This window comes from Bifidobacterium sp. ESL0784, assembly GCF_029433295.1.
In the GTDB taxonomy this organism is placed as follows: Bacteria; Actinomycetota; Actinomycetes; order Actinomycetales; family Bifidobacteriaceae; genus Bifidobacterium.
Genome location: NZ_JAQTHV010000002.1, coordinates 497,172 through 519,908, shown reverse-complemented (window position 1 = coordinate 519,908; position 22,737 = coordinate 497,172). Strand labels below are relative to the sequence as shown.

At 56.3% G+C, this 22,737-nt stretch carries 9 protein-coding genes; 7 read left to right on the top strand and 2 right to left on the bottom strand.

Annotated features, from left to right (window positions below; genetic code table 11):
- Window positions 1–397 precede the first annotated feature (397 nt).
- From PT279_RS04465 to PT279_RS04435, 7 genes are all read left to right on the top strand, one after another.
- Entirely contained in the window at window positions 398–2,443 is a 2,046-nt protein-coding gene (locus PT279_RS04465; protein ID WP_277165856.1) for a trypsin-like peptidase domain-containing protein, read from the top strand.
- 371 nt (window positions 2,444–2,814) lie between these two features.
- A complete protein-coding gene (locus PT279_RS04460) occupies window positions 2,815–7,875 on the top strand; it encodes an SdrD B-like domain-containing protein (protein ID WP_277165854.1) in 5,061 nt (1,686 codons plus the stop codon).
- 213 nt (window positions 7,876–8,088) lie between these two features.
- On the top strand, window positions 8,089–10,665 hold the full coding sequence (locus tag PT279_RS04455) for a heavy metal translocating P-type ATPase (RefSeq protein WP_277165852.1): 2,577 nt from the start codon (window positions 8,089–8,091) through the stop codon (window positions 10,663–10,665).
- A 392-nt stretch (window positions 10,666–11,057) separates the two neighbouring features.
- Window positions 11,058–12,389 (top strand): InlB B-repeat-containing protein, encoded by a 1,332-nt coding sequence (locus PT279_RS04450; RefSeq protein ID WP_277165850.1) that lies wholly within the window; start codon window positions 11,058–11,060, stop codon window positions 12,387–12,389.
- 357 nt (window positions 12,390–12,746) lie between these two features.
- Complete coding sequence (locus PT279_RS04445; protein ID WP_277165848.1) at window positions 12,747–13,103, top strand: DUF1310 family protein; 357 nt, start codon at window positions 12,747–12,749, stop codon at window positions 13,101–13,103.
- Between the two features lie 162 nt (window positions 13,104–13,265).
- Window positions 13,266–14,567, top strand: coding sequence for an adenylosuccinate synthase (locus PT279_RS04440; RefSeq protein ID WP_277165845.1), 1,302 nt, complete (start codon window positions 13,266–13,268; stop codon window positions 14,565–14,567).
- A 310-nt stretch (window positions 14,568–14,877) separates the two neighbouring features.
- Window positions 14,878–17,370, top strand: a complete 2,493-nt coding sequence (locus tag PT279_RS04435) for an InlB B-repeat-containing protein (protein ID WP_277165843.1) — start codon at window positions 14,878–14,880, stop codon at window positions 17,368–17,370.
- A 311-nt stretch (window positions 17,371–17,681) separates the two neighbouring features.
- Here PT279_RS04435 and PT279_RS04430 read toward each other — a convergent pair whose 3' ends face one another.
- Window positions 17,682–20,936, bottom strand: a complete 3,255-nt coding sequence (locus tag PT279_RS04430; protein ID WP_277165840.1) for a BspA family leucine-rich repeat surface protein — start codon at window positions 20,934–20,936, stop codon at window positions 17,682–17,684.
- Window positions 20,937–21,048: 112 nt separating this feature from the next.
- Window positions 21,049–22,479, bottom strand: a complete 1,431-nt coding sequence (locus PT279_RS04425) for a DASS family sodium-coupled anion symporter (RefSeq protein ID WP_277165838.1) — start codon at window positions 22,477–22,479, stop codon at window positions 21,049–21,051.
- Window positions 22,480–22,737 lie beyond the last annotated feature (258 nt).

Sequence of the window (22,737 nt, the reverse complement as noted above, 5' to 3'; positions counted from 1 at the left end):
CGTTCTTAAGCTGTTCTGCTGCGTTGTCCGCTGAAATGCCTGAAATATCCATACCCGTTTCCATTGTTGCGATTCCGTGCCGTTCGCATTGTCGTATCATTTCGTCCGTGTCAGCCACGTTATACGACGAAAATCGGCTTTTAAGTTCACTTTAGGCGAAGCCATACCACAATACGTGTTAGGGGGCGATTAGGTTCATGGGGGCCTATAAAATTGCCAAAGAACTGGGATTCGGCGAGGATATCAGCAGATTGGAATGAGGTTTGGAACTTCCTTTCAATAAACGTTCAGGAAACGTTCAGACCGGTTGTCTTTACTCGTTACTAGTGGTTCACGAGCGGTGGCACGGTAAAATTTGCTCAATGCCGGAGCCATCCGGAAGATATAAGGAGCAGCAATGGCTGAAGACAACAAAGACGAGTGGAGCGGCGGTCAGCCTGCACGTCCCAATGAAGACATGAATGCGAGGCCGGATTTACCGGATTTTGTCGGTAATAATCAGTTTCATGGCGCGTCGGAAAGTGACAATGGAGATGCCGATTATGCCGGTGCAGCAGCAACCGGCAACGATACGGCCGTTTCAGGCAGCATTCAGCCGATCGCCACGCAGCCCGTTACGACGTCGGATACGGGGAATTTCAACGGTGAAACCAATAATTCTTCCAACAGCACGCCAACGGAGGTGTTCACAACCGGATACCGGCCTGACGACGCAAATTCGACGGCCAACGTCTCCGGTGCCAGCTCTTCGAACAATCCTTATGAGACTTCCAATACGCCGAATTCCGCTATTTCGTCCACTTCCGGCCCATACCGTCCTGCGCCGGAATATGGCGCCTATGGCCCGTTGCCCGATCACATCGGCAACGATAACAACGGAAACAACTACGGCAATGCCAATGCCAACGAGCCGTTCGGTTCCGGCAACGCCTCAGGCGGCAGCAACCCTGCCAACACTCCGGCCATGCCATGGAACGGTATCTTCGGCAGCAACGGCCAGAACCCGAACGCCGGCCAGAACAGCAATGGCGGCAACGGGAACATTAACGATTTCGGTACTTCCTACAACCCGTACAATGCCGGTTCCGGCCGGCCGGAAGGCCCTAACGGCGGCAATTTCGGTGGGCCGAACATGCCCAACGGCGGCAACGGCAATGGCAACGGTTACGCCCAACCCACCTCACACAGCAGTGTCGTTTCGGCCATCGTCGCCGCCGTGGTTACCGCAGCGCTGTGCCTGGGCATCGGCTATCTTGGGATTTCCAAAGGCTGGGTCACGGTACCGACCTCCAGCAGCATGTCCGGCATCACTTCCAACAAATCCGGCTCCGGCTCCGCCAATGTCAAGGGCGGCCAGGCGCCGGACTGGGCAGGCGTCTCCTCGCAGGTCTCCAATTCGGTGGTCTCCATCACCACGCAGGTCAGCCAGGGCATAGCCAAGGGTTCCGGTGCGATTATTGACAACAAGGGCCACGTAGTCACCAACAACCACGTCGTTTCCGGCGGCAAGAACATTCAGGTCACGCTTTCCAATGGCCAGATTTATAATGCGAACGTTGTCGGGGCCGACAGCACCACCGATCTTGCTGTTATACAGATTCAGAGCCCTCCGAATGGCCTCAAGCCGGTGCAATTCGCGGATTCCAGCAAGCTTGCGGTTGGTGAGAACGTCATGGCCGTCGGCAATCCGCTGGGTTACGACGACACCGCCACCACCGGTATCGTTTCCGCGCTGAACCGCCCGGTTTCGGTGATGGACGACAACAATTCCGAAATCGTGACTAATGCGGTGCAGATTGACGCGGCCATCAACCCCGGTAACTCGGGCGGCCCGACCTTCAATGCGGCCGGCCAGGTCATCGGCATCAACTCTTCCATTGCCTCCGCTTCCTCGTCCTCAGGCCAGTCCGGCTCCATCGGCATCGGCTTCGCGATTCCGTCGAACCTCGTCAAACGCGTGGCCGACCAGATCGTCGAGAAGGGCTCCGTCGAGCATGCCATGCTCGGCGTGACCATCAAGTCCGCCAATGCCGAATCCGATGGCATCAACCGTGGCGGCGCGCAGATCACCACGCCTTCTACTGGTGGTTCGGCGGTCGTCAAGGGCAGCCCTGCGGACAAGGCCGGTCTCAAGGACGGTGACACCGTGGTGGCATTCAACGGTCAAGCGGTCGGTAGCAGCTCCGCGTTGCTTGGCTACGTCCGCGCGGCGAGCCTTGGCGACAAGGTGAAGCTCACCATCGTGCGCGACCACAAGACCATGGACGTCGATGTCACCCTCGATCAGAAGGAAAGCGACGTCAAGGGCAGCAACCGTTCCGAAAACCAGAAGGAGAACGGCAACGGGCAGGGCCAAAATGGTCAGGGTCAGAACGGTCAGGGCCAGGGCGGCAACAGTGACGGAGATGGCGGCGGCCTCTTCGATCCCTTCGGCCTCTGGTAAAGCGAGGCTGTTGGTCAACATCTGCATTCGGCCTATCGGCTGAGGGGCAGAAATTGAAATGCATGATTGGTTCCGGGTTATTCCTTATTTTGGGAATATTCTGGAACCATTCGTGCTTTATAGCCATATTTCGCAGTATTTTGGAGTGAATTTAGCTTAGAAATAAATAATGTATTAAAAGTTCATACGTCTTATTTTCTATATATAATTCAGTTGATTGTTTAAAGATATTGCATCTTTTGCAAAATTGGGGAATTAGAAAAGACTGAATTATATTGTCGCGTTTTAAGTTTGTGCATATTCTAGTCAGTGCGATCAGCGGCGTTGCTGCGTTGGGAATGTTCGCTCCTTCCGCAATATGCGCCCCGAATATGGCCGGGGATAATGCCGGAACGTCATCGGTGTCGGCATCCTCCAAACTATCGTCCGGAGGCGAATCCTCTCAGTCCCCGTCGCAGACTGTGTCGCAGCAGGTCCCGTTGCAGCAGGGTTCATCTCAGACTGAAAGTCGGATTGCCGTCGATTCCAAGAATCGGCAGCAGGGTGAGGAATCTGCCGCTGCCAATCAAGCGACCAATGGTTCATCGAACAACAAGTTGGTGGGCTCGAAGCCGAATCCGCAGCAAGACGCTGGCTCGTCGGCTGCAAATCCTGGCGTCATCTACAACAACGGCTCTCAGCCCAAACAAAACGATGATGGCTCCAAGGCAAGTATGCCGTTGACCAGAGGCGGCACCATCATCACCCATGATGTTGCTACCGCCAGCGACAACGTTGTAGTCAGCAGACTCAACCTCGACAGTATGCGCACCGGGCAGGCGCCCTTTGATGCCGATGACAACCCCGGCGACGATTCCAGCGACAGCAATGCCATTGTTCGTTCTTTCGACAAAGTCACCTACGATTACGATTACACGCTCGCCCCGCAGTCTCCGACGGACTATTATCGCGACGCTCGTGTGCGTTTCGACGTCCACATCCCGGTCGATAAGAACAAGGCGGTGCTGGACATCAACGACATGAGCTGGATCGACCAGAATCCGCAATATCCCAGCACTCATACGGACAATCCCGACGGTTCGCAGGACTACGTCTTCTGGCGCCACACCACCGCCTCTCGGCCGGGCACCTACGTCGCGCCGGGCACTGCCTCGGTGACCATCGTCCTCAAGATCAACGTCATGCTCAATGGGCAGACGCTTGCGCCGAGCGTCAACGCACGTTCCGAATACACTGGTGACACCGTCGGCAAAACCGATACGCCACGCGCACTGACCATCAGTGCCAAGACGAGTCTCGATATCCGCATCGGCAATTTCGCAGGTGATTCTACCGTCACCCAAGCCTCGCCCGTCAGGAAATTCGATTTTGACAAGCCCGATGCGGCGGGCCAGATCAACTACGGTTTGGGTAAGAAGCGGGGCTACATCACCGGTATGCCTTGGGCCGTCGATCTGCGCTGGCCCAAAGCCGATATCGTCCGTGGCAAGGGGATGAAAGGCCTGGAGGCCCCGCAAGGGCCGATCACCTTCAACCTGAGCACCACCGACAAATGGAACAAGGACAATGGAGACATCGCCGACGCCGGAGCGGACGTACAATCCAGATTCTGGGGGCTGGCACCGGTGACGACGCCGACCATGAGTCATGCGGACGCGGTCGCACAACAGGCGACGCCGTCGACGCCGGGCAGGGAACTCAACAACGACACGCAGAACTACGTGCCGCGCTCGGACAATTACAAGATCGCCGGCGGCTTCCGCTCCCATACCGACAGCAGGGACCACAACAGGACCTACGACAACGGCGACTACCAGGTCACCCAGGAGATCGGCGCCGATTACACCGCCTACCATTTCACGCTCAGCGGCTACGACATCGGTTCGTTCTGGCCAAAGCAGGGGAGTTCTCCCCAGGCCGGCGCGTCATGCAGCGATGAGTTCATGGGCAATAATTGCACCGTCCAAAATGTCGGCGAAATCTCGACCGGTTATCTCTATCTTTTCCACCCCGTCGATAAAACCGACAGCCAACTCCAAGCGGCCTATGGATCCGGAGTCACCGTGACCCTTACCGCCGACGAAGGTGGCATGAACTACACCGATGTCAGCGGCGTGGCTTCCAATACCTCTGGCTCCGATCGGAGCAATCAGGCGGTCAACGATCACAATACCGACGGCAGTACGGTCAATAACGACAACTGGCGGCCGGACAGGTTCAACCTCGTCGTCCCGGGTTCCGTTTCGCCGTTCTACGGCTACGCCTGCGCCACGGATCGCGCTTATGAAGAGAACGGTGTTGACTGCGCGGGATGGACGAGCGACGACAACCGCAAAGACACCGATGTGGCCACGCCGGGCGACCCCATCCGTATTTCAACGGCATACGTCTTCCAGCAACCCGATGCGAAACTACCTGTTGGCCACATGATGCTCATCAAAATCGATCCAAAGGTCATTGATCTGGCGGACGAAAACCATCTTGACGCCGGAGGCTCAGGTGGTTCGGGGGTGTATGCAGGGAAAACAGGGTTCTTCCACAGTTGGAATGATCCCGATCCCTTCTCCAACCGGGCCACTCCGGTCAAAGCCAAATATGCGGTCAAGCCGGATGGCTCGGGATGGGCCGATGACACGGAGGAACGAACTGCTGTCCTCGGCGACCTTAGGTATTACAATTCCAAACCTGAAGCCCAGAGTCACGGCACTGTCGTCGGCGTCCTGCTCGCCTCCAACCAGCCGGCATACAGCCGTAGCGCAGGCATCGAGACCAAGTTCAGTATGGGCAATATCCGCGCGACGGTTCGCAGGGACGCTCCGGACGGCTCGGTGGCCCAGCTCAGCGCCATCAACTATATGTATACGCGTCAACAGATGAAGGACGAAAAGAGTCTGTCCCTTTCCGTCGAAGGCCAGGACTCTGATTGGGCCGATTGGACCATGACTCAAAATCCTATGGATTGGTATTTCAACGACCATCTGCAGGGCGCGATCGATACCGGCACGTTCCAACAGAAACCATACATAAAGCCGTCATACAATGTTGCCGGCTATCAAGTCGGCTCTGGCACCCACGAACGTCAGTGGGGCGATGCGCTTTATGTGGCGGGTGAGCAGCCGGCGGTCGACATCTCCGTCGCGCAGAAAACGGGTGGGCATCCCAAGTCCGAGTTCGACCTCGACAATCGGCAGCGTACCGTGGATTGGTCGATTGGGGCTAGAATCCGCACCATAACCAGGAGAGGTACCAGCAACGCCACCGTCACCGCTACTTTGCCGGTTGGTCTGCATTATATAGTGAATTCATCCAAGCTCGACGGTATATATACGGAACATACGCCTGATGCCGGCACCGTGATCGGCGGTATGGACCTTGAGCCGACCGTCACCCATAACTCCAATGGCACCACCACTCTCGTCTGGCAGGTTCCCGATATTCCGCGGGACAACCATGACCGGACCATCCATTTCAGCACTACAATCGGCAATGAGGATGATGCCAGCCAGGACGCGAAAAACAACGACCGCTATACGGTCAGTGCGTCCATCTCCTCTGATGGCTATCGTGTTTCGCCGAACACCGCGAAGGGAACCTTGAGCTCGGCGAGTATGGGCGTCTCCAAGCTGCGGGAAGCGGGACTCACCACACGAGCGAAGACACTCATCAACGAAATTGGACAGCCGTTCGTCTACCGCTCGATGTTCGGCAATTATTCGCAAACCGGTAAGGCAAATCCATTCTCATTGGAGATTATGCCGCACCACGGCGGCAACGACAGCCTATCCACCTTCCATGGCACCTACCGGATTCAGAGTGTACGTATCAAAGCGCAGGGCGGTGCTTCGCTTAGTGGCTTGGTGGTGCGATATTCCACTGATACGAGCCTGCAGGGAGCGAGTGTGAGTCCGGAGAATATCACTCGCACACAAATCGATACGCATGCGGATGTTTGGAAGACGGTCGATGTCGTCCCCGATGGCGCCGACGACTTGGTCCGCATCGATTCCAGCAGCAGGTCCCTTGCCATGCCTTCCAGCGGTGTCACGGCCATGGCGTTTGAGCTTCCGACGCTGCCGGCTGGCTCTAGTCTGCTCATTGACACCACATTGAAACCCCGAGACAACAATGCAGGGGACTTTTACGAGCAGCAGTGGGCTGATGGCGCCAACAACGTCATCGCGTTGACCCAGACTTGCAACCGCATCGTCAGCGGCACGGTGTGGTATGACTCCAACAAGAACGGTCTCAACGATCCCGGCGAGCCCGTCGTCCCCAACGCCTCGGTGAAGCTGGTCGATGGTTCGGGCCATATCGTGACGGATACGGGTGGGCATCCGTTGCAGGGCGTGACCGACAGTCATGGAAACTATAGGTTCGACGATGTCTCATCGGGGTCAGGGTATCGCGTGCTCGTCAATGGTCCGAGAGGCCTGACACCCACCACCGCTCATGTTGGCGACGACAGGACTATCAACAGCAAGGCCGACGAGAACGGGTCCATCGCCATCGCCGGCATACCGGCATTGACAAGAATGGTCAGCCCGACTTACGAAGACGATTATGAGAATGAGGGGCTCGTGGGTCCCTTGGACGCCGGAGAAACTGGATTCGTCATCGTCAAGAGGCTTCTGGGCCGCGATTGGCTGCCGGGCGAACAATATAGGTTCAATATCGCTCCTATCGGTGGCGCGCCGGCCACGGGTGAGGGGCAAGCGGTGCCTTCCAGCGTCAGTGTGGGAGGCTTGGGCAGCGCTGCTGGGCGGAAGACGGTACTCGTCGACGCTACCAAGTTCACGCTCCCAACGACGGATCACTACACGTTCAGATACAAAATCACGGAGGATGGTACTGGCCATCACACGGATGTCGCCCCGGCACCGGGCACTCCCACCGAGTATGTGCTGACGATTGTGGTCTACGACGATTACAGCGATTTCACTCGCCATGTGGTCGTGACGCTGAACGACGCCAGCGGCACCAGCGTTCATGCTGCGACTTTCACCAACAAATACACGCCTGCCTCGTCTGGGCCGAGTTCTGGTAACAGTGGTACGTCTGGGTCGTCCGGTGACGATGGCACATCCGGGTCGGGTTCCGGTGACGGCAGTGTGTCCGGATCAGGAACCGATAATGGCGATACGTCTAGTGCGTCCAAGCCAGGTCCTGGTGGTGGCGATACGTCTGGTGCGTCCGGACCGTTACACGGTAATAATAACGATTCTGTGCCAGCTAAGTCGGCATTTGGTAATGTCAACGGACCGGTTTCGCCGAATACGATTCGCGGGAAAGGCACGTCTGCTGCGCTGAAGCCTGCAAAGGCAGCGATGGCGAAGACCGGAGCCGAGACGTTCGTGATTGCCTTGATGTCCTTGCTGACTGCGGCCTTGGGGATTCTGATTGTCTGGTTCAAGAGGTCACGAAGCAACATGTGACGATAAAGCCTGGTGATTTGGTGGGTTGTCGGCTTCGGCCGGCGACCCATACAAATTTTGCGATGTGTTGTCGGCATCGTTACGCTATACTGAAGTTCATTATCTTTACGCCGTGTATCGGTGGTTTTGTGCCACCGGTGGGTTAACAAGGCGTGACCAACTTGCTTGGGCACGCAACTTGTGTAGCCGGGCAGTACACGCGCAAGGAGAATCATGCGGGTTATTCGCAAGATCGGCGACATCTGCCGGCGAGTACCTATGCTTCCTGCCACTATCGTGGCTGCGATTTTTGTGGCTTTATTCTGGAATTACCGGCCATGGTCGGACGGCATCGAAGCGCTTGATATCGGCAATTTCGTGGCCGTTCCGCCGGATGCCGGGGCATGGCATATCGGGCCGTTCGCGTTCAATCCTTCCGTCGGCCAGCTTATCGTGGTGCTGCTCGTCGCGTATTCCGTTTTCGATTCCGTTCGTGGGATGATCGCCTCGCTCAAGGCTGGGCATGTGGGCATCGATGTGCTGGCGATTCTGGCGTTGCTCTCCACGCTTGGGGTGCAGGAATATTGGGCCAGTTGGGCTGTCGTGCTGATGATCTGGTCGGGCGAGGCCATCGAAGAGTTCGCCCAGACCAGGGCCGAAAGCAATCTGAGTGCCTTGATCGCCGCCGCCCCGCAGATGGCGCACATCTCCGATTTGCCGGGTGTGCATACGGCCACGGACGGCAAGGATTCTGCTGTACATAGTGAAACTTCAAAACCAAATGAGGATATTGCAGGAAATCATCTTGCAGCGCTATTTTCCAATACCGATAGGCGTTTGGCAGACGGTTTCCGAGCAACTTTGGCAACGGCTTTGCCCCGCGGTGACGCGCGCGATCTGGAAAATAATCTATGCATGATTAACGCGGATGATTGCAACTGTGAGTTGTCTTCCGTTGCTAAAGACAATGCTGCAAATGTGCCGGAGAATTCTCGTCGAATGCGCGCGCAGCCCGTGGGCTCGTTGGCACGGCACACGTTCATTGGTGGGTCGTTGGCGAGAAGTTCTCAAGCCGCAAAAGCATTGGAATCGCAGGCTTCGCAGAACGCGCATTTCCATACTGTTCCCGTCGATCAGGTCGCATTGGGCGATGTCTTGATAGTTTTGCCGGGCGAGACGATCCCTGTGGACGGCGAGCTTCTGAGCGGCACGGCGACGTTGGATTTGAGTGCCATCAACGGCGAACCGTTGCCGCGTACTGTGTTCGCAGGCGCTCGCGTGATGTCGGGGGCAATCAACGGGTCGACGATGATCGTGATTCGCGCAACGCAACTGGCTCGAGATTCGCAGTACCAGCAGACCATGCAGCTGGTCGATTCCGCGCGTTCCTCGCGTGCGCCGGTGGTCAAGACCGCCGACGTGCTTGCGGTGCCGTTTACCATTGTTTCGTTGATTATCGGCATTGTCGCATGGATTGCGTCCGGCACCCCGGAACGGTTTGCACAGGTGCTGGTACTGGCCACTCCCTGCCCGCTGCTCATCGCCGCGCCGGTGGCGTATATGGCTGGAACGGGACGGCTTGCGAAGGCCGGAATCTTAACGAAAACGCAGGAAGTATTGGAGAATCTCGGCAAGGTCTCGCATATCTTCTTTGATAAAACGGGCACACTGACGGTCACGAAACCGCAGGTTGTGCGGATCGATGTGCCGGAAGTCGCGCGCAAGCGGTTGCCCGTGGTGCTCGATTTCGATGGCGAAAAGTCGAAATCGCAAGCTGAACAATATATCGAAGATGTCATTGTGGAACTTGCCGCGGTGGTTGAGACCTACTCGGTTCATATTCTCGCTCAGGGTATCGTGGCTGCTGGTGCCGCCGCGTCGAAGAAATTGCATAATGGCCGCACGGCTTTTCCGGTGGTTAAAGGTGTGCACGAGGATGCCGGAAACGGCGTGCAGGGCATGGTCGAAGGCCATACGGTTCGCGTTGGTCGCTTGAGTTTCGTCATGAATGCGAGTGTTGATAGCGGCAACGGCGACCGTCTTGAAGCCAAGACAGCTATGGGTTCGCAGGCTCCCGATAATCCCAATTCTGGATTACGTTCGGATGACGTATTCCCGCCGTCGCAATTCAAGCCGCGTTCGGCCGACGAAATGGTGTCGTACGTTTCTGTGGACGGAATTTTGGCCGCGCGAATCGTGCTGCGTGACGTGCCTCGCGAGAATGCCCGCGAATCCTTGCAGCGCTTGTGTTCCATGGGTATCGGCAAAGTGACGATGTTGACCGGCGACTCCCGAAGTTCGGCCGACGTGATCGCCGGCGAGGTCGGTATCGATGATGTTCGCGCCGATTTGCTCCCGCAAGATAAGGTATCCGCGGTCAAAGCTGCTTCGCATGAAACCTTGCAGCATCCCTCGAAAATCGAGGCGTTCCTTGACCGACTTTCCGGCCAGCCGAAGCCGCGCCCGATTTCGGTGATGGTCGGCGACGGCGTCAACGATGCTCCGGTGCTGGCTGCGGCCGATATCGGCATCGCGATGACGGACGGCACTTCTACTGCCGCCTCGCAAACTGCGCAGGTCGTCATCATGAACGATGACATTGCCGACGTGCCCAAGGCCGTCGCCATCGCCCGTCAGACCAAGCGCACCATGCTGCAGGCCGTAGTAACCGGTCTTGGCCTCGCTCTGATTTGTATGGTCGCCGCCGCGTTCAACCTCATTCCCGTGGTGGTCGGTGCGTTCACGCAGGAGGCCATCGACGTCGTCTCGATTCTCTGGGCGCTTACCGCGCTCCGTGATCGCAAAGTGTGAGTTGTGGAATGCTTGGGTTGCTAGGGTCCGACTCGTCTGTGAGCCGGATTCACTTGGAGCGGCGATTTTCGTGCTGACAGCTGCCGGCTTCTGGCGTGATCGGGGGTGTTGCGAAGATGAAGTATCGCGTGCTGAATGTTCGCCGAACGAAAATATGTGTGATGTATCTCACTATTGTGATTTTGATGTCGTCGACGTTCTGGTCGTACATTTGTAGTTTGCCGCGATATTCAAGGGAAAAAGGATCGCTGAGAAGCGTATTGCGGATAGCAATCAAAAAACGATATTAGCTGCTTATTTATAACATATATGGTTAGAAATCAGCGAAATTTGATGGTATGGTCTCACTCTGGCTCCGTCAAAACATGACGGGTCGATTGGGATAGAAATCTATGAATAATGCAAAGAAATCAACAAAATCGTTGAAGAAAGCAATGGTTTCCGCCGCAGCGCTTGTTGCTGGTGTCGCTATGCTGGCGCCAGGCACGGCTCAGGCGAGTCAGACCAGTTCGGAGTGTGTGACGGATCAAAGCTCCATCGTGCAATGCTTCCATGACTGGAGTCTTGCCTGGGCGGTTGCTGGCCAGACTCATAGCAGCATCAATGATGTCTTCACGTCTGCGATGGCTGATTCCGTCACCAATGTCAAGGCTAATGCTGTCAATACCTTGGTGGGTGTGCAGAATTTGCCGCATCTGCGTTCATTGACGGTCGGTTTCGGCAATGTCTATAATTTGCAGCCGCTTGCTGGGCTCAGCGAACTAAGCGATCTCACTTTGCGGTACAACCATGTCGACAACGTAGCGCCGTTGGCGAGCGACGCCGGACTCAAGAACATCGACATGACCGGCAACAATGTGCACGATGTTTCGCCGCTTGCCGGTCTTCACGGTTTGCAGAGTCTTAATTTGGACCGCAACCATGTCGATGATTTGCGTCCACTATCGGGCCTGTCGAATCTGAGCAATGCGTCGTTTAGCCCGGAGAGCATTAACCGTCCCGATGCGGCATCCTCTGATAACGTGTCGCTTGAGAGCGCCGTCGCGGCGGATGGCTCGCACGTAACGCCTACGGCCATGGTTCCTGCGACCGGTGTCTATGATCCGGCGACCGGAACTGTGAATTGGGATCACACGGATGATTCGCACAAGGTTTCGCTTCAATTCAAACAGAATGTGCGCGTCGGTGGAGCCAACGCGGCGTTCTCCGGTAATATCGAGCGTGCTGTGCCCGCGGCGAATGATTCGCATCAAAATAACCAGGATCACCAGAATCACCAGAATCAGAACCACGGGAACCAGAATCAGAATCACGGGGATCAGAACCAGGGTCACCAGAATCAGAATCATGGGAACCAGAACCAGGATCACGGGAACCAGAACCAGGATCACGGGAACCAAAATCATGGGAATCAGAATCAGAACCATGGGAACCAGAATCAGAACCATGGGAACCAAAACCAGGATCACCAGAACCATCAGGGCAATCACTCCAATGGTTCGCACCCCTCGGTGACCCGTACGTACCGAGTGCAGTTTGACTCGGAGCATGGCAGCCGTGTCGCCGATCAGCGGGTTTCCGCCGGCCAGACCGCTTCCGAGCTGCAGGCTCCTACGCGTAGGGGTTATACGTTTGTTGGTTGGCAATACAATCACAAAACGTATGACTTCAGTACTCCAGTGACGCACGATATTCAGCTGCGCGCGCAGTGGAAGCGAAACTGAACAATCGAGTGATTAAAGAGTAAAGGTAGCTGATGTGCGGCGACGCGGCTTTGTACATGCATCCGTTTGGGCGGTAGCGTGCATGAATGCTTGGGTCGCCGCATTCAACTTTATTTCCGTGGTCATGCGCATTCATGCGAGAGGACATTGGCGTCATCTCGATTCCCTGGGCGTTGACCGCGTTGTGTGAGCGTGGGTGACGGAGCGCGACTTTGCTGGCTGTATGTCTGAATCGATAGTAAAGATATCGCTTGTGTTCAGGGGCTTATGCTAGGCGATTAGTCGATTGAGGGGAATGCCATAGGTGTTATTGTTTTTTAATACTTATTGTTTATTGATGATGATATGGCGGCTGGTATGCAACGTGTTCAGGGGAAGCGTGGCGGCAAGCTCGCGTTGATTGCCGTGGCGTGCCTGCTTGCTGTTGCTGTGGCGATTGGGGGAATCGTGGCCAAGTATCATGCCGATCAAAAGCAGTGGATGCGTAGCGTTGTGTATAGCAAAGAAGCTGACAAGGTATTCAGAGACACATTGGTAGCTCAATATGATTCAAAGGCTTTTTCTAAAGACGGCGTTATCCAGTCTTATAAAGTTGACGACAAGAGCATTAAACATAGTCCTATGGGAGGAATATTAGGAATCCGTATCATCAATGACAAGCCGGATTTGTACGTGTATTTTTCACTCGATAAAACAGCGAAACCGGTGTTTTGAAGGGCGGCGGCGGAGGCAACTCGGCTGCACTCGGAAAACTTCTGAAGAATGAGCAATAAAGCCAGAACCATAATCAAAGATTCCGGCTTTCGCGCCAAATGCTGGTATAGGCGTGACGGTAGGCTGATAACGGCGGAATAACGCGTATCTCGGGAGGTTCGTATGCCTGGAATTGTTCTGATTGGTGCCCAATGGGGAGACGAAGGCAAAGGTAAGGCGACTGATCTCATCGGCACGAAGGTCGATTATGTCGCACGCTTCAACGGCGGCAATAACGCGGGCCACACGGTGGTGGTCGGCGACGAAACGTATGCGCTGCACCTGCTGCCCAGCGGTGTGGTGAACCCTCACGTCACGCCGGTGATCGGCAACGGCGTGGTGGTAGACCCTGAAGTGCTGTTCGAGGAGATCGACGGGCTGGAGTCTCGTGGTGTGGACTGCTCGCGCCTCAAAGTCAGCGAATCGGCACAGGTCATTGCTCCGTACCATCGCGTCATCGACAAGGTGACCGAGCGCTTCCTCGGCAAGCACAAGATCGGTACCACTGGCCGTGGCATCGGCCCGGCTTATGCCGACAAGATCAACCGTGTCGGCATCCGCGTGCATGACCTCTTCGATGCCGAGCGCCTGCGCGACAAGGTCGAGGCGAGCCTGCATCAGAAGAACCAGATGCTCGTCAAGCTTTACAACCGCCGTCCGATCGACGTCGACGAGACCACCGACGAGCTGCTGAAGCTCGGCGAACGCTTGAAACCGTACGTCGCCAATACTTCATTACTTTTGAACAATGCGCTCGAAGAAGGCAAAACCGTGCTTTTCGAAGGCGGCCAGGCCACGATGCTCGACGTCGACCATGGCACTTATCCGTTTGTGACATCTTCCAATCCAACTGCCGGCGGCGCGTGCACCGGTACCGGCGTCGGCCCCACGAAGATTGACCGCGTCATCGGCGTGGCCAAGGCCTATGTCACCCGCGTGGGCGAGGGCCCGTTCCCGACCGAGCTCAACGACGATTCCGGCGAATGGCTGCGTACGCAGGGCCACGAGTTCGGCGTGACCACCGGCCGCCCGCGTCGCTGTGGCTGGTTCGATGCCGTCGTCACCCGTTACGCCACGCAGGTCAACGGTCTGACTGATATTGTGCTCACCAAGCTCGACGTGCTCACCGGCTTGAACGAGATTCCGATCTGCGTCGCCTACGACGTCGACAACGGCGACGGTACGCACACCCGTTACGACGATATGCCCATCGACCAGGCTGCGTTCGCCAAGGCCACACCGGTCTACGAGACCATGCCCGGCTGGACCGAGGACATCTCGAAGGTGCACAAGTTCGAGGATCTACCGGCCAACACCCAGGCCTACGTCAAGCGCCTCGAGAAGATCTCCAACTGCCGCATCTCCGCTATCGGCACCGGCCCGCAGCGCGATCACATCATCGAGGTCCGCTCGCTCGTCGACTGAGTGCCGATTGCGGTTGTGTACTGCTAGAGGTGCTGATTGCTGAGTGCATGTTATTGATATTGGCGCAAAAGTGCATTTTAGTGTTGCTAAAGTGCACTTTTTCTATACCGTCCTCAGAAAGGTGTGCTTAAGAAGCAGTAGGCTGCATTTTTAGTGACAATGTTGTCGTAGTGTGTTCGATGGACGCCAAGCTTATGCTTTTGTGACGCTGACGCCAGAAAAGCACAGATTGATAGGTTGGACCTCGCTTCTTGTCGTCATATTCTGATAGATTCTAATCATCTATGTTATTTGGTCGCTACCGGATGAGTTGGGCGACAGTGATGTTGCTGTTGTTTTTGAGGAAGAGAGCACAATGTTCAAGCGAATAATTGGCATTGCAGTATCAGGTTTACTGGTCGTTGCCGGCATAGCTCCGGGGGGCTCTGCGTTTGCCGGTTCCGTTGAAAACTCTGGAGTATCGTCGACACGGAATACACGAAGTGATGATACCGGCAAAGCTGGCGGGCGCCAAATGCGGGCGCCGGGTGTCGTTTCGCAGTCGTCGGAGCAGCCGGAAAATACGGATTCTTGTGTGCCGCAAGTAGGTAAACTCGCCTCGTGTCTGGTGAATTCAAGTTTCGACTATCCTTATGGCCTTTCCTTCAATAATGCTGGTTGGGATGACTGGGCAAGGATCGATCCCCAACAAGGCCCTACTTCTCCGTGGCAAACAGTCTCTGATTGGAGTTATGAACGGTTTGGGTGGAATTCGACGCAAACGGTGAACCCTGTTGGCGCCGTCGAGGTCAGACGTGATGCGGAATCGAACAATCGGTATGCCGAAATCACTGAATCTCAGTTGAATACCAGCATTTATCAGGATATTAAGACGGTTCCGGGAGCCACGTATCGATGGTCGTTGCGCCATACCAGTAAAACACGAGGCTTCGTCGACAAAATGCAAGTGGTAATTGGGGCTCCAGGGCAGGAGCAAGTGCAAAACAATGTCATGAGGACGGTCTCCAACGGCAATGATTCCGTGGGCGGGCCATTGACGGAAATCGCCACTAAAGTCACTAATTCCAGCCCTGCCAATCATGAAGGGCAATGGGAAACGTACGAGGGTGAGTATGTTGTGCCAAAGGGTGAGACAACCACCCGTTTCATGTTCCAGGCAACGGCTTCTCCAAGTTATGATAGCGGTAATGAAGTCGATGATATTACGTTCGTTAAGACGCGTTCATTGACCTATGATGCCAATGGCGGAGAGGGCAAGTTGCCTACGGACATTGAGGGTGGCCAAGGAGCGTGTGCCGTCTTGCATATGCCGGGTGACGCTCTGACTCTGCCCACTGCGGCAAAGGACGCGGACTGCTGGGATTCGAGTATGCTTACTCGGCCAGGTATGTCGTTTATGGGCTGGTCCCAAAGGGAAACGGATCCCGTGGCTGTTGCTGCTGACCCATCAAGTGCCGGAGTCGTTTCAACGCTGACCATGCCGGCGAAAGATGTGAAACTGTATGCAGTGTGGAAGGCCGATCCGGCTGAACTTCGCTTCGATGCTAATGGCGGCACGGGGACGACGGCTGCGGTCGTAGGCGTAACCGGCCAGGCTGTGACCGTTCCCAATAGTGGATTCGCCCGTCCGGGATATTCATTTGCCGGATGGAACACACAAGCTGACGGAAAGGGTGATACTTACGCTGCCAATGCGACCTACCGTATGCCTGCCAGTGGCGTAACCCTTTATGCGGTGTGGAAGGCGGAGAGTGCAAAGATTACGTATGATGCCAATGGCGGCACGGGCGTGACCGCGGCGACGTCCGGTGCAACCGGGCAGGACGTGGAGTTGGCAGCGAACGGTTTTGCCCGTAACGGCTATTCGTTTGTTGGGTGGAATACGCAGGCCGATGGCAAGGGCACGGGTTATGCCGCTCAAAGCTCGTATCGTTTGCCGGCTGGCAGCTCTGTTTTATATGCGATATGGAAGGCTCAGGCTGCGACGGCTCATTTTGATACCGAGTGCGGCAAGGTATTTGATATTCAAGGTGTGACCGATGAAGTGGTGACGTTGCCTGAGTGTTCCTGCACTCGTGCGGGGTACCATTTCGTTGGATGGAGCGATACAGCGGTGAAGCATATTGCCGTTCGGACAATTTATCCGAGCGGATCTACGTACCGAATTCCTGCCGGAGGCGCTACGCTGTGGGGTATATGGGATGCTGATGCGGCTGATGTCCGTTACGATGCTAACGGCGGCAGTGGCTCCATGCAGGCTTCTGTTGGCGTTACAGATCAGAGAATCGCGCTTGCTGCCAATACATTCGTTCGTTCAGGGTACACATTTGCTGGGTGGAACACCGTCTCCGATGGAAGCGGTCAGAGTTATCAGTCAGGAGACAATGTGAATCTGCCGGCTGGGGGATTATGGTTGTATGCGCAATGGACAAAGAAGGATAGCGACCCTTCTACTGGTGGCGGTAGCTCGGCTTCTGGCGGAAATGCTGGTGGGCTGACTCCCGGAAATGGCAGTGAAACGGGTAATAATTCGGAAGGAAGCAACCCAAGCGGTAATGGGCAACAACATGCTGGTGCCTCGTCTGTTCCGCCGTCTGCTTCCGGCGACCCGAATTCTTCGAATCCCCGGGCTCCCCAGACTTCTCGCAATCGTGCTCGTACTGGCGGTGACCAATCTCATGCGACTTCTGGCCTAGCGGTCACAGGAGTCACGGTAAGTTTGATTGCAGCGATTTCCGGTGCCCTTCTTGCAGTAGCTGGCTTGTTGATATTGTTCAGGCGCCGTTTGGATGATATGGAATAATTAGTGGATTGATTTCGATTCTGTTGCCGTCGTCACCGTTACGAGTTCGCTGCATGCGCTTCATTATGGCATGACTGACCTCGTGTATGCTCAAGGATGCCGAAAAGTGCGTTTTACGGTTTTTAAAGTGTGATTTTCTGGTGTCAGGTCAGAATGATGCACTTTAGAGGTGTGAATAGGCACTTTTCTGCCAGTAGTGTGCGAATAGTGCGTTTTAACGTGCCCGGATACGCCTTTCTGGCGCTAGTAACAGAATGGCGTGCTCGCAATTACGGCTTGCGTTTTTAGTTGTTGATGAATGGCGGAGGTCGTTACCGGTTTCGCAGAGATAGAACGTACCGGCGGAAGGTCACGAATGCGGCTATCAGAACGGCCGCGGCAGCGATCATTAGGGCAAGCGGTGCTGTAATGCGGTATCGTAGGTCGCCGGTGAAAGGCAGGCTGGTCAGAGGTGGCGTAGTGCCGCCGAGGAACGCTTCAGGCGAGATGACGCTGAGCCGGCCGCCTCCTCCGCCACCTCCCGAGGCATTGTTTCGCCAGGTGTCGTCGATGTAAAGGTGCGAGCTGGTGTCGTAGCTGTCGAAGGCAGTGCTCTCGGGCAGATCGAGGCTCCAGTTGTGGGCGGTGGTGCCGTCGAAAGCCGCTGTGTTATCCATGGTCGCAGTGCCGCAGACGTAGTTGTTGGCCGCAGCGTCCATTGGTTTGACGCAGGTCTTGACCGAATTATCGCTGCCTTGGGTGAGCGGGGTGACCGTGAGCGGTCCGTCGATGGCGCCGGATTGATATTGTGTGTAAACCCAGATGTATGGTTTGCCGGTGACGTTGAGATTGGCTGACCATATATTATTGAGACCGCCAAGCCAGGAAGGGAATCTGGGAACTTGAATATAGGAGGTCGGCATCCCAAAGACCTGTGTGCAGCCTGCTGGAATGTCGTTGTTATCGTTGCTCCAGCCGGTTTTGGCCGGAGGCGCTGTGCCGTTGGGGCCGGTGGTGTTGGTGGAGCAGGCGCGTATGCGCACGGTGACCACTTGCCCGCCGGATGAGGTGCCGGTGCCGGAAGCGGTGCCGGCGATGGAAAGTGTCCCGTCCGAAGTGAGCGTCGCCGCATCGACTTTCAGTCCCCTGCTCGAAGAGCCGCCGACGCTGGGAGGGCCGATGACGTTCCAGGGCTGGGCGGTGCCTGTCGCGATGACGTGATGGCTCGTCGGGTCGCGGTGCACCTCGCTGATGACGGGAGCTTTCGCTTCATGCCACACGGCATAGAGCGTCAGGGTTTTGGCTGTTGGGTGCGAGCTGTCGTACTGCCAGAAGGTCGGCGCGTGGTTGCCGGGGTTATAGGCGGGATCCGGCTGCGTGGCCGTCGGGCTGGTGGCCCAGCCGGCGAACATATCGTGCTCGCCTTTGGCGGGGATGACGTTCGCGGGAATGGGGGATGTGGTGAGGTAATGGTTGTCCACGTCGGCGAAGCCGGACATGTCGGCCGGAGCGCCTGTGCCTCCATTGGCGTCGAATGTGATGTTGAAATACGGTATCATGCCGTTTTTCGAAACAGGTCCGGCTGTTATGGTGTTGCCGGTGAGAGGGTCGGTCATGGTAGTCAGCGCTTTGATGGCGTAGGTTCGGCCCATCACGGGTTGGATGCTGGCTATGGGAATGCCTGTTTCCGTCCATGTGCCGGTGCCTGTTTCGGCTTTGTTATAGCCCAAAGGCGTGGTGATGGTGGTGGTGCTGTTGGCGAGCGCATTGGCTACAAATGAGTTGGTTCCGGTCGCAGTGTTCGATACGATGATGTCCGCGGTCGGGCTCGCGCCAAGGGGAGCGTGGACGATTGGTGAGTTGTTGTCGATTATGGGCGCCGGTACCTTGGTCCACTGGGCGTAAAGCGTGATGGTTCTGGCGGGGTTGGAATCGCCTTGGGCCACGGTGATGGTGTCGTTCGGCTGGTAGGCTTGGCAGCCTCCCGTGGTGCCGCCGCCCGCGCAGGTGTTCCAGCCGGTGAAGACGTATTGGGGCTTGTTTGCTGTAATCACGTTGCCACGCGGCACGGTGATGATCGCCGCTGCGGTGGTGGTGTCGTAGGAGACCGGGGTAAAGCTGGTGTTGCCTCCGTTGGCGTCAACGCTCAGCTGCACACTGGTCGGCATCAGTCTTCCGTCCCAATACGAACCGGCGGGATTGCTGGAAGTCACCCGGGTTTCCAGATCAGGCAACGCGCCGATATGCCCGATGTGGGAGGCGTTGTTGTCGAGACTTGACATTTCCTCCCAGTTGATGGTGTCGTTGACATTCGATAACGCGCTGCTGGTCAGTTTGGTGTTCGTGCCGAGTTTCAGGCGACGCAGGCCGCTGGGCAGCAGGTTGCTCATCGATGGGGTCCGGCTGGTATCGAAGCTCGAGATGTCGAGCGTCGCAAGAAGGGTGCACCCGTCGAACATGTAGTTCATGTTGGTCACGAGCGGGGTGGTGAAGTTGGGATAGATCCACGAGGTCAGCGACGAGCAGTCGTTGAACATGAATTCCATGTTCGTGACCTTGGAAGTGTTGAAACTCGAGAGATCGACGGAGGTGAGGGCGTTGCAGCTTTGGAACATGGCGTTCATGTTGTTGACGCTGGTGGTATTGAATTTGGAGAGGTCGAGGGAGACGATCTTGGAACAGCCCGCGAACATACGGGCCATGCTCTTGACGGAATGGGTATCAAATTTGGATAAGTCGAGGGAGGTCAGCAGCGAGCAGCCGTTGAACATGCTGGACATGCTGGTCACATTGCCCGTCTTGAAATTGTTGGAAAAGCGGATCGACGTGAGGGCGTTGTCGCCGTTGAACATGTCGCTCATGTCTTCCACATTGGCGGTGTTGAAACCGGAGAGGTCCAGTTGCGTCAGCCCCGTGCAGAAGTAGAACATGCTGGCCATGCCTGTGGTCTGACTGGTGTCCCAGCCGGTGATGCCGTTGATGGAGGAAAGCGAGGTGCAGCTGTCGAACAGTCCGGCCGCCGCGGATTCGGCCAGGTGCAGAGAGCCGCCTGTGGTGTCGACGCTGGTGAGGCTGTACATGTCGGTGAACATGGGATTGAGGTCGATATTGCTTTTGAACAAGGTGAGATTGCCTTCAACCTTGATGCCGACGATGCTGCCGCGCCGTGAATTCCAAGGTATGCTGCTTGCCCTGTTTGGAATATCCGGGCTGGTTCCGCCAGTGAGGTGCAGTACGCAATCGCTGGTGATTTGCCATTGGATGGTGCTGCGGTCTTGGCCGCTCACGCCTGTAGCGCCGGCGTACGGTGTGCCCCAGTTGGCCCAGTTTGTCGCTCTGCAGGTGGCTTGGGGTCCTACCTGCGGAGCGGATGCTTCGTCTTGTGGCTTGATTCGGTTCGAGACTTTTACCACGTTGTTGCTTCCGGAGTTGGCAAATCCGGTTGGCTCCGTGGCGGACAGAATATTGGAACCGTTTACCGGTGAGTCGGTGCTATCGGCGTTCGCAAAAACTGCGCAGGAGGTCATGACTGTGCATACCACTGCCGCGACGAGACGCAGCGGGGTTGTGTACCAGCGTTTTTTCATCGGTAATCACCTCTCCGAAGCGCTTGAGGCAACGCATAGAAAGCCTGCAAAGCCTCCGAGTCGCTGTTGCGGACGGAGGTTTGAAGTGGGAATTGTAATGCGTGTAGGCGATTTACCATAGGCCGATCAATTTCCACCAGAGCGTACCGACTCCGGCATAGATAATGAGATTGACGAGGCTGACGATAAAGCCGACCTTCCACCATTCCTTCTGGCTGACGTAGCCGGTGGAATAGTAGATGGAGGCGGTGCCGGTGCCGTAATGCGTCATGCCCGGCGAGATGCAGGTCAACAGGCCCAGCAGCATGGTGGCGACGATCGGTGGCACGCCCAGCGAGACCAGGATGACCGCGAACGGGATGAAGAACGTCTGCACATGGACGAGCACGCTGGTCAGCAGATAATGCACGTAGAGGTACAGCAGCACGATGACCACGATGGCGAGCCATGCGGGAATGCCGGCGACGCTGGAAGTCAGTACGCGCTTGATCCAGCCGACCACGCCGGTTTTGTTGAGGTATTCGGTCACGCCGATAAGCGGGGCCAACCAAAGCAGGATGTTCCAGCCTTGCTTTTCGGCGAAAACGTCGTCGAGATCGATGATCTTTAAAATCAGCAAGGCGGTGAGGCCGAGCATCGCGATGAGCGTGTTGTCGAGCTTCGTGATGCTTGAAGTGCCCCAGAGCACGACGACGAGCACGAAGACGGCAATCATGAGGTATTCGTTCAATGCCATCTTCGGCATCTTCTTGAGTTTGTCCTGCGCGGTCTTGTGCACGACGGTGAGGTCGGCGCTTTGGCCTTGCGGATGGTGGATTGCGAGGATAACGATGGGCACGATCATTGCGGCGAGCAGCGTCGGAACGCTTGCATACGCGAACCATTGGAACCAGGAAATCTTGATGCCGAAGGTGCTGGCGGCCATGCTGGCGACCAACGGGTTGGTGGCCATCGAGGTCAGGAAGAGGCCGCCGATAATCAGGTTCAGATGGAAAGTGGCCAACGTGAGGAACGAGCTCACGGAGCGCTTGCTCGGATCTTTGGGCTCGTCAAGTGCCTCGACCAGCGACTGATTGATCGGGAAGAGGATGCCGGCACCGCGTGCGTTGGTGTTCGGGATGACCGGGGCGAGGACCAGATCGCAGGCGGCCATGACGTAGGCCAGAGCCAGCGGGCTGCGGCCGAAGTGTGCGATGAGCCAGTAGGCCATGCGCGCGCCGAGGTTGGTCTTGCGGAAGCCGATGGCCATGAAGAAGGCGAACAGCACGAGCCAGACCGGGGCGGAGCCGAAGAACGAGATCAGCGTCGCGGCCGGCATCGTGAAAGTGACGCCCAGAAGTGTCATCATCGTCAGTGAAAGGGTGGAAAGCGGGGCCACGTTGAACACGCACCCTGCGAGGAAGAAAAGCACGATGGCGAAGCTGTGCCAGCCTGCGGTCTGCACGTGCGCGGGCGCAGGCGTGAACCACATGAAGATGAGGCCTATGCAGCATAAGAGGAAGAGGGCTAGGGGAATTCTCTTCCTGGTGAGTACCGAAGACATAATGGCTGCTCACGGTCCTTTCGAATCATGGCTTTTCATTCTCTTTTTAAAAGGTTTCCGTTACTTTCCGAGCACGCCATGAAGCGCACGAAACCCATGGTTATGACTACCGTACATGGTGGAATTTTGTATTGCACTGGATGACTTGGGTTATTCTGCCTAACGGATTTTTGAGAACCTGCCATTTATTCATATAGTGTCGGAGAAACAAAAATTCCCGCCGACAATTGTCGTGTTATTCGCTAAAGAAACTAGCAA

Excerpts from the sequence above, each read along its gene's own strand:
- PT279_RS04425 (WP_277165838.1), bottom strand. The coding sequence starts at position 22,479 with ATGTCTTCGGTACTCACCAGGAAGAGAATTCCCCTAGCCCTCTTCCTC.
- PT279_RS04460 (WP_277165854.1), top strand. The coding sequence starts at position 2,815 with ATGGCCGGGGATAATGCCGGAACGTCATCGGTGTCGGCATCCTCCAAA.
- PT279_RS04430 (WP_277165840.1), bottom strand. The coding sequence starts at position 20,936 with ATGAAAAAACGCTGGTACACAACCCCGCTGCGTCTCGTCGCGGCAGTG.
- PT279_RS04455 (WP_277165852.1), top strand. The coding sequence starts at position 8,089 with ATGCGGGTTATTCGCAAGATCGGCGACATCTGCCGGCGAGTACCTATG.
- PT279_RS04445 (WP_277165848.1), top strand. The coding sequence starts at position 12,747 with ATGCAACGTGTTCAGGGGAAGCGTGGCGGCAAGCTCGCGTTGATTGCC.
- PT279_RS04465 (WP_277165856.1), top strand. The coding sequence starts at position 398 with ATGGCTGAAGACAACAAAGACGAGTGGAGCGGCGGTCAGCCTGCACGT.
- PT279_RS04450 (WP_277165850.1), top strand. The coding sequence starts at position 11,058 with ATGAATAATGCAAAGAAATCAACAAAATCGTTGAAGAAAGCAATGGTT.
- PT279_RS04440 (WP_277165845.1), top strand. The coding sequence starts at position 13,266 with ATGCCTGGAATTGTTCTGATTGGTGCCCAATGGGGAGACGAAGGCAAA.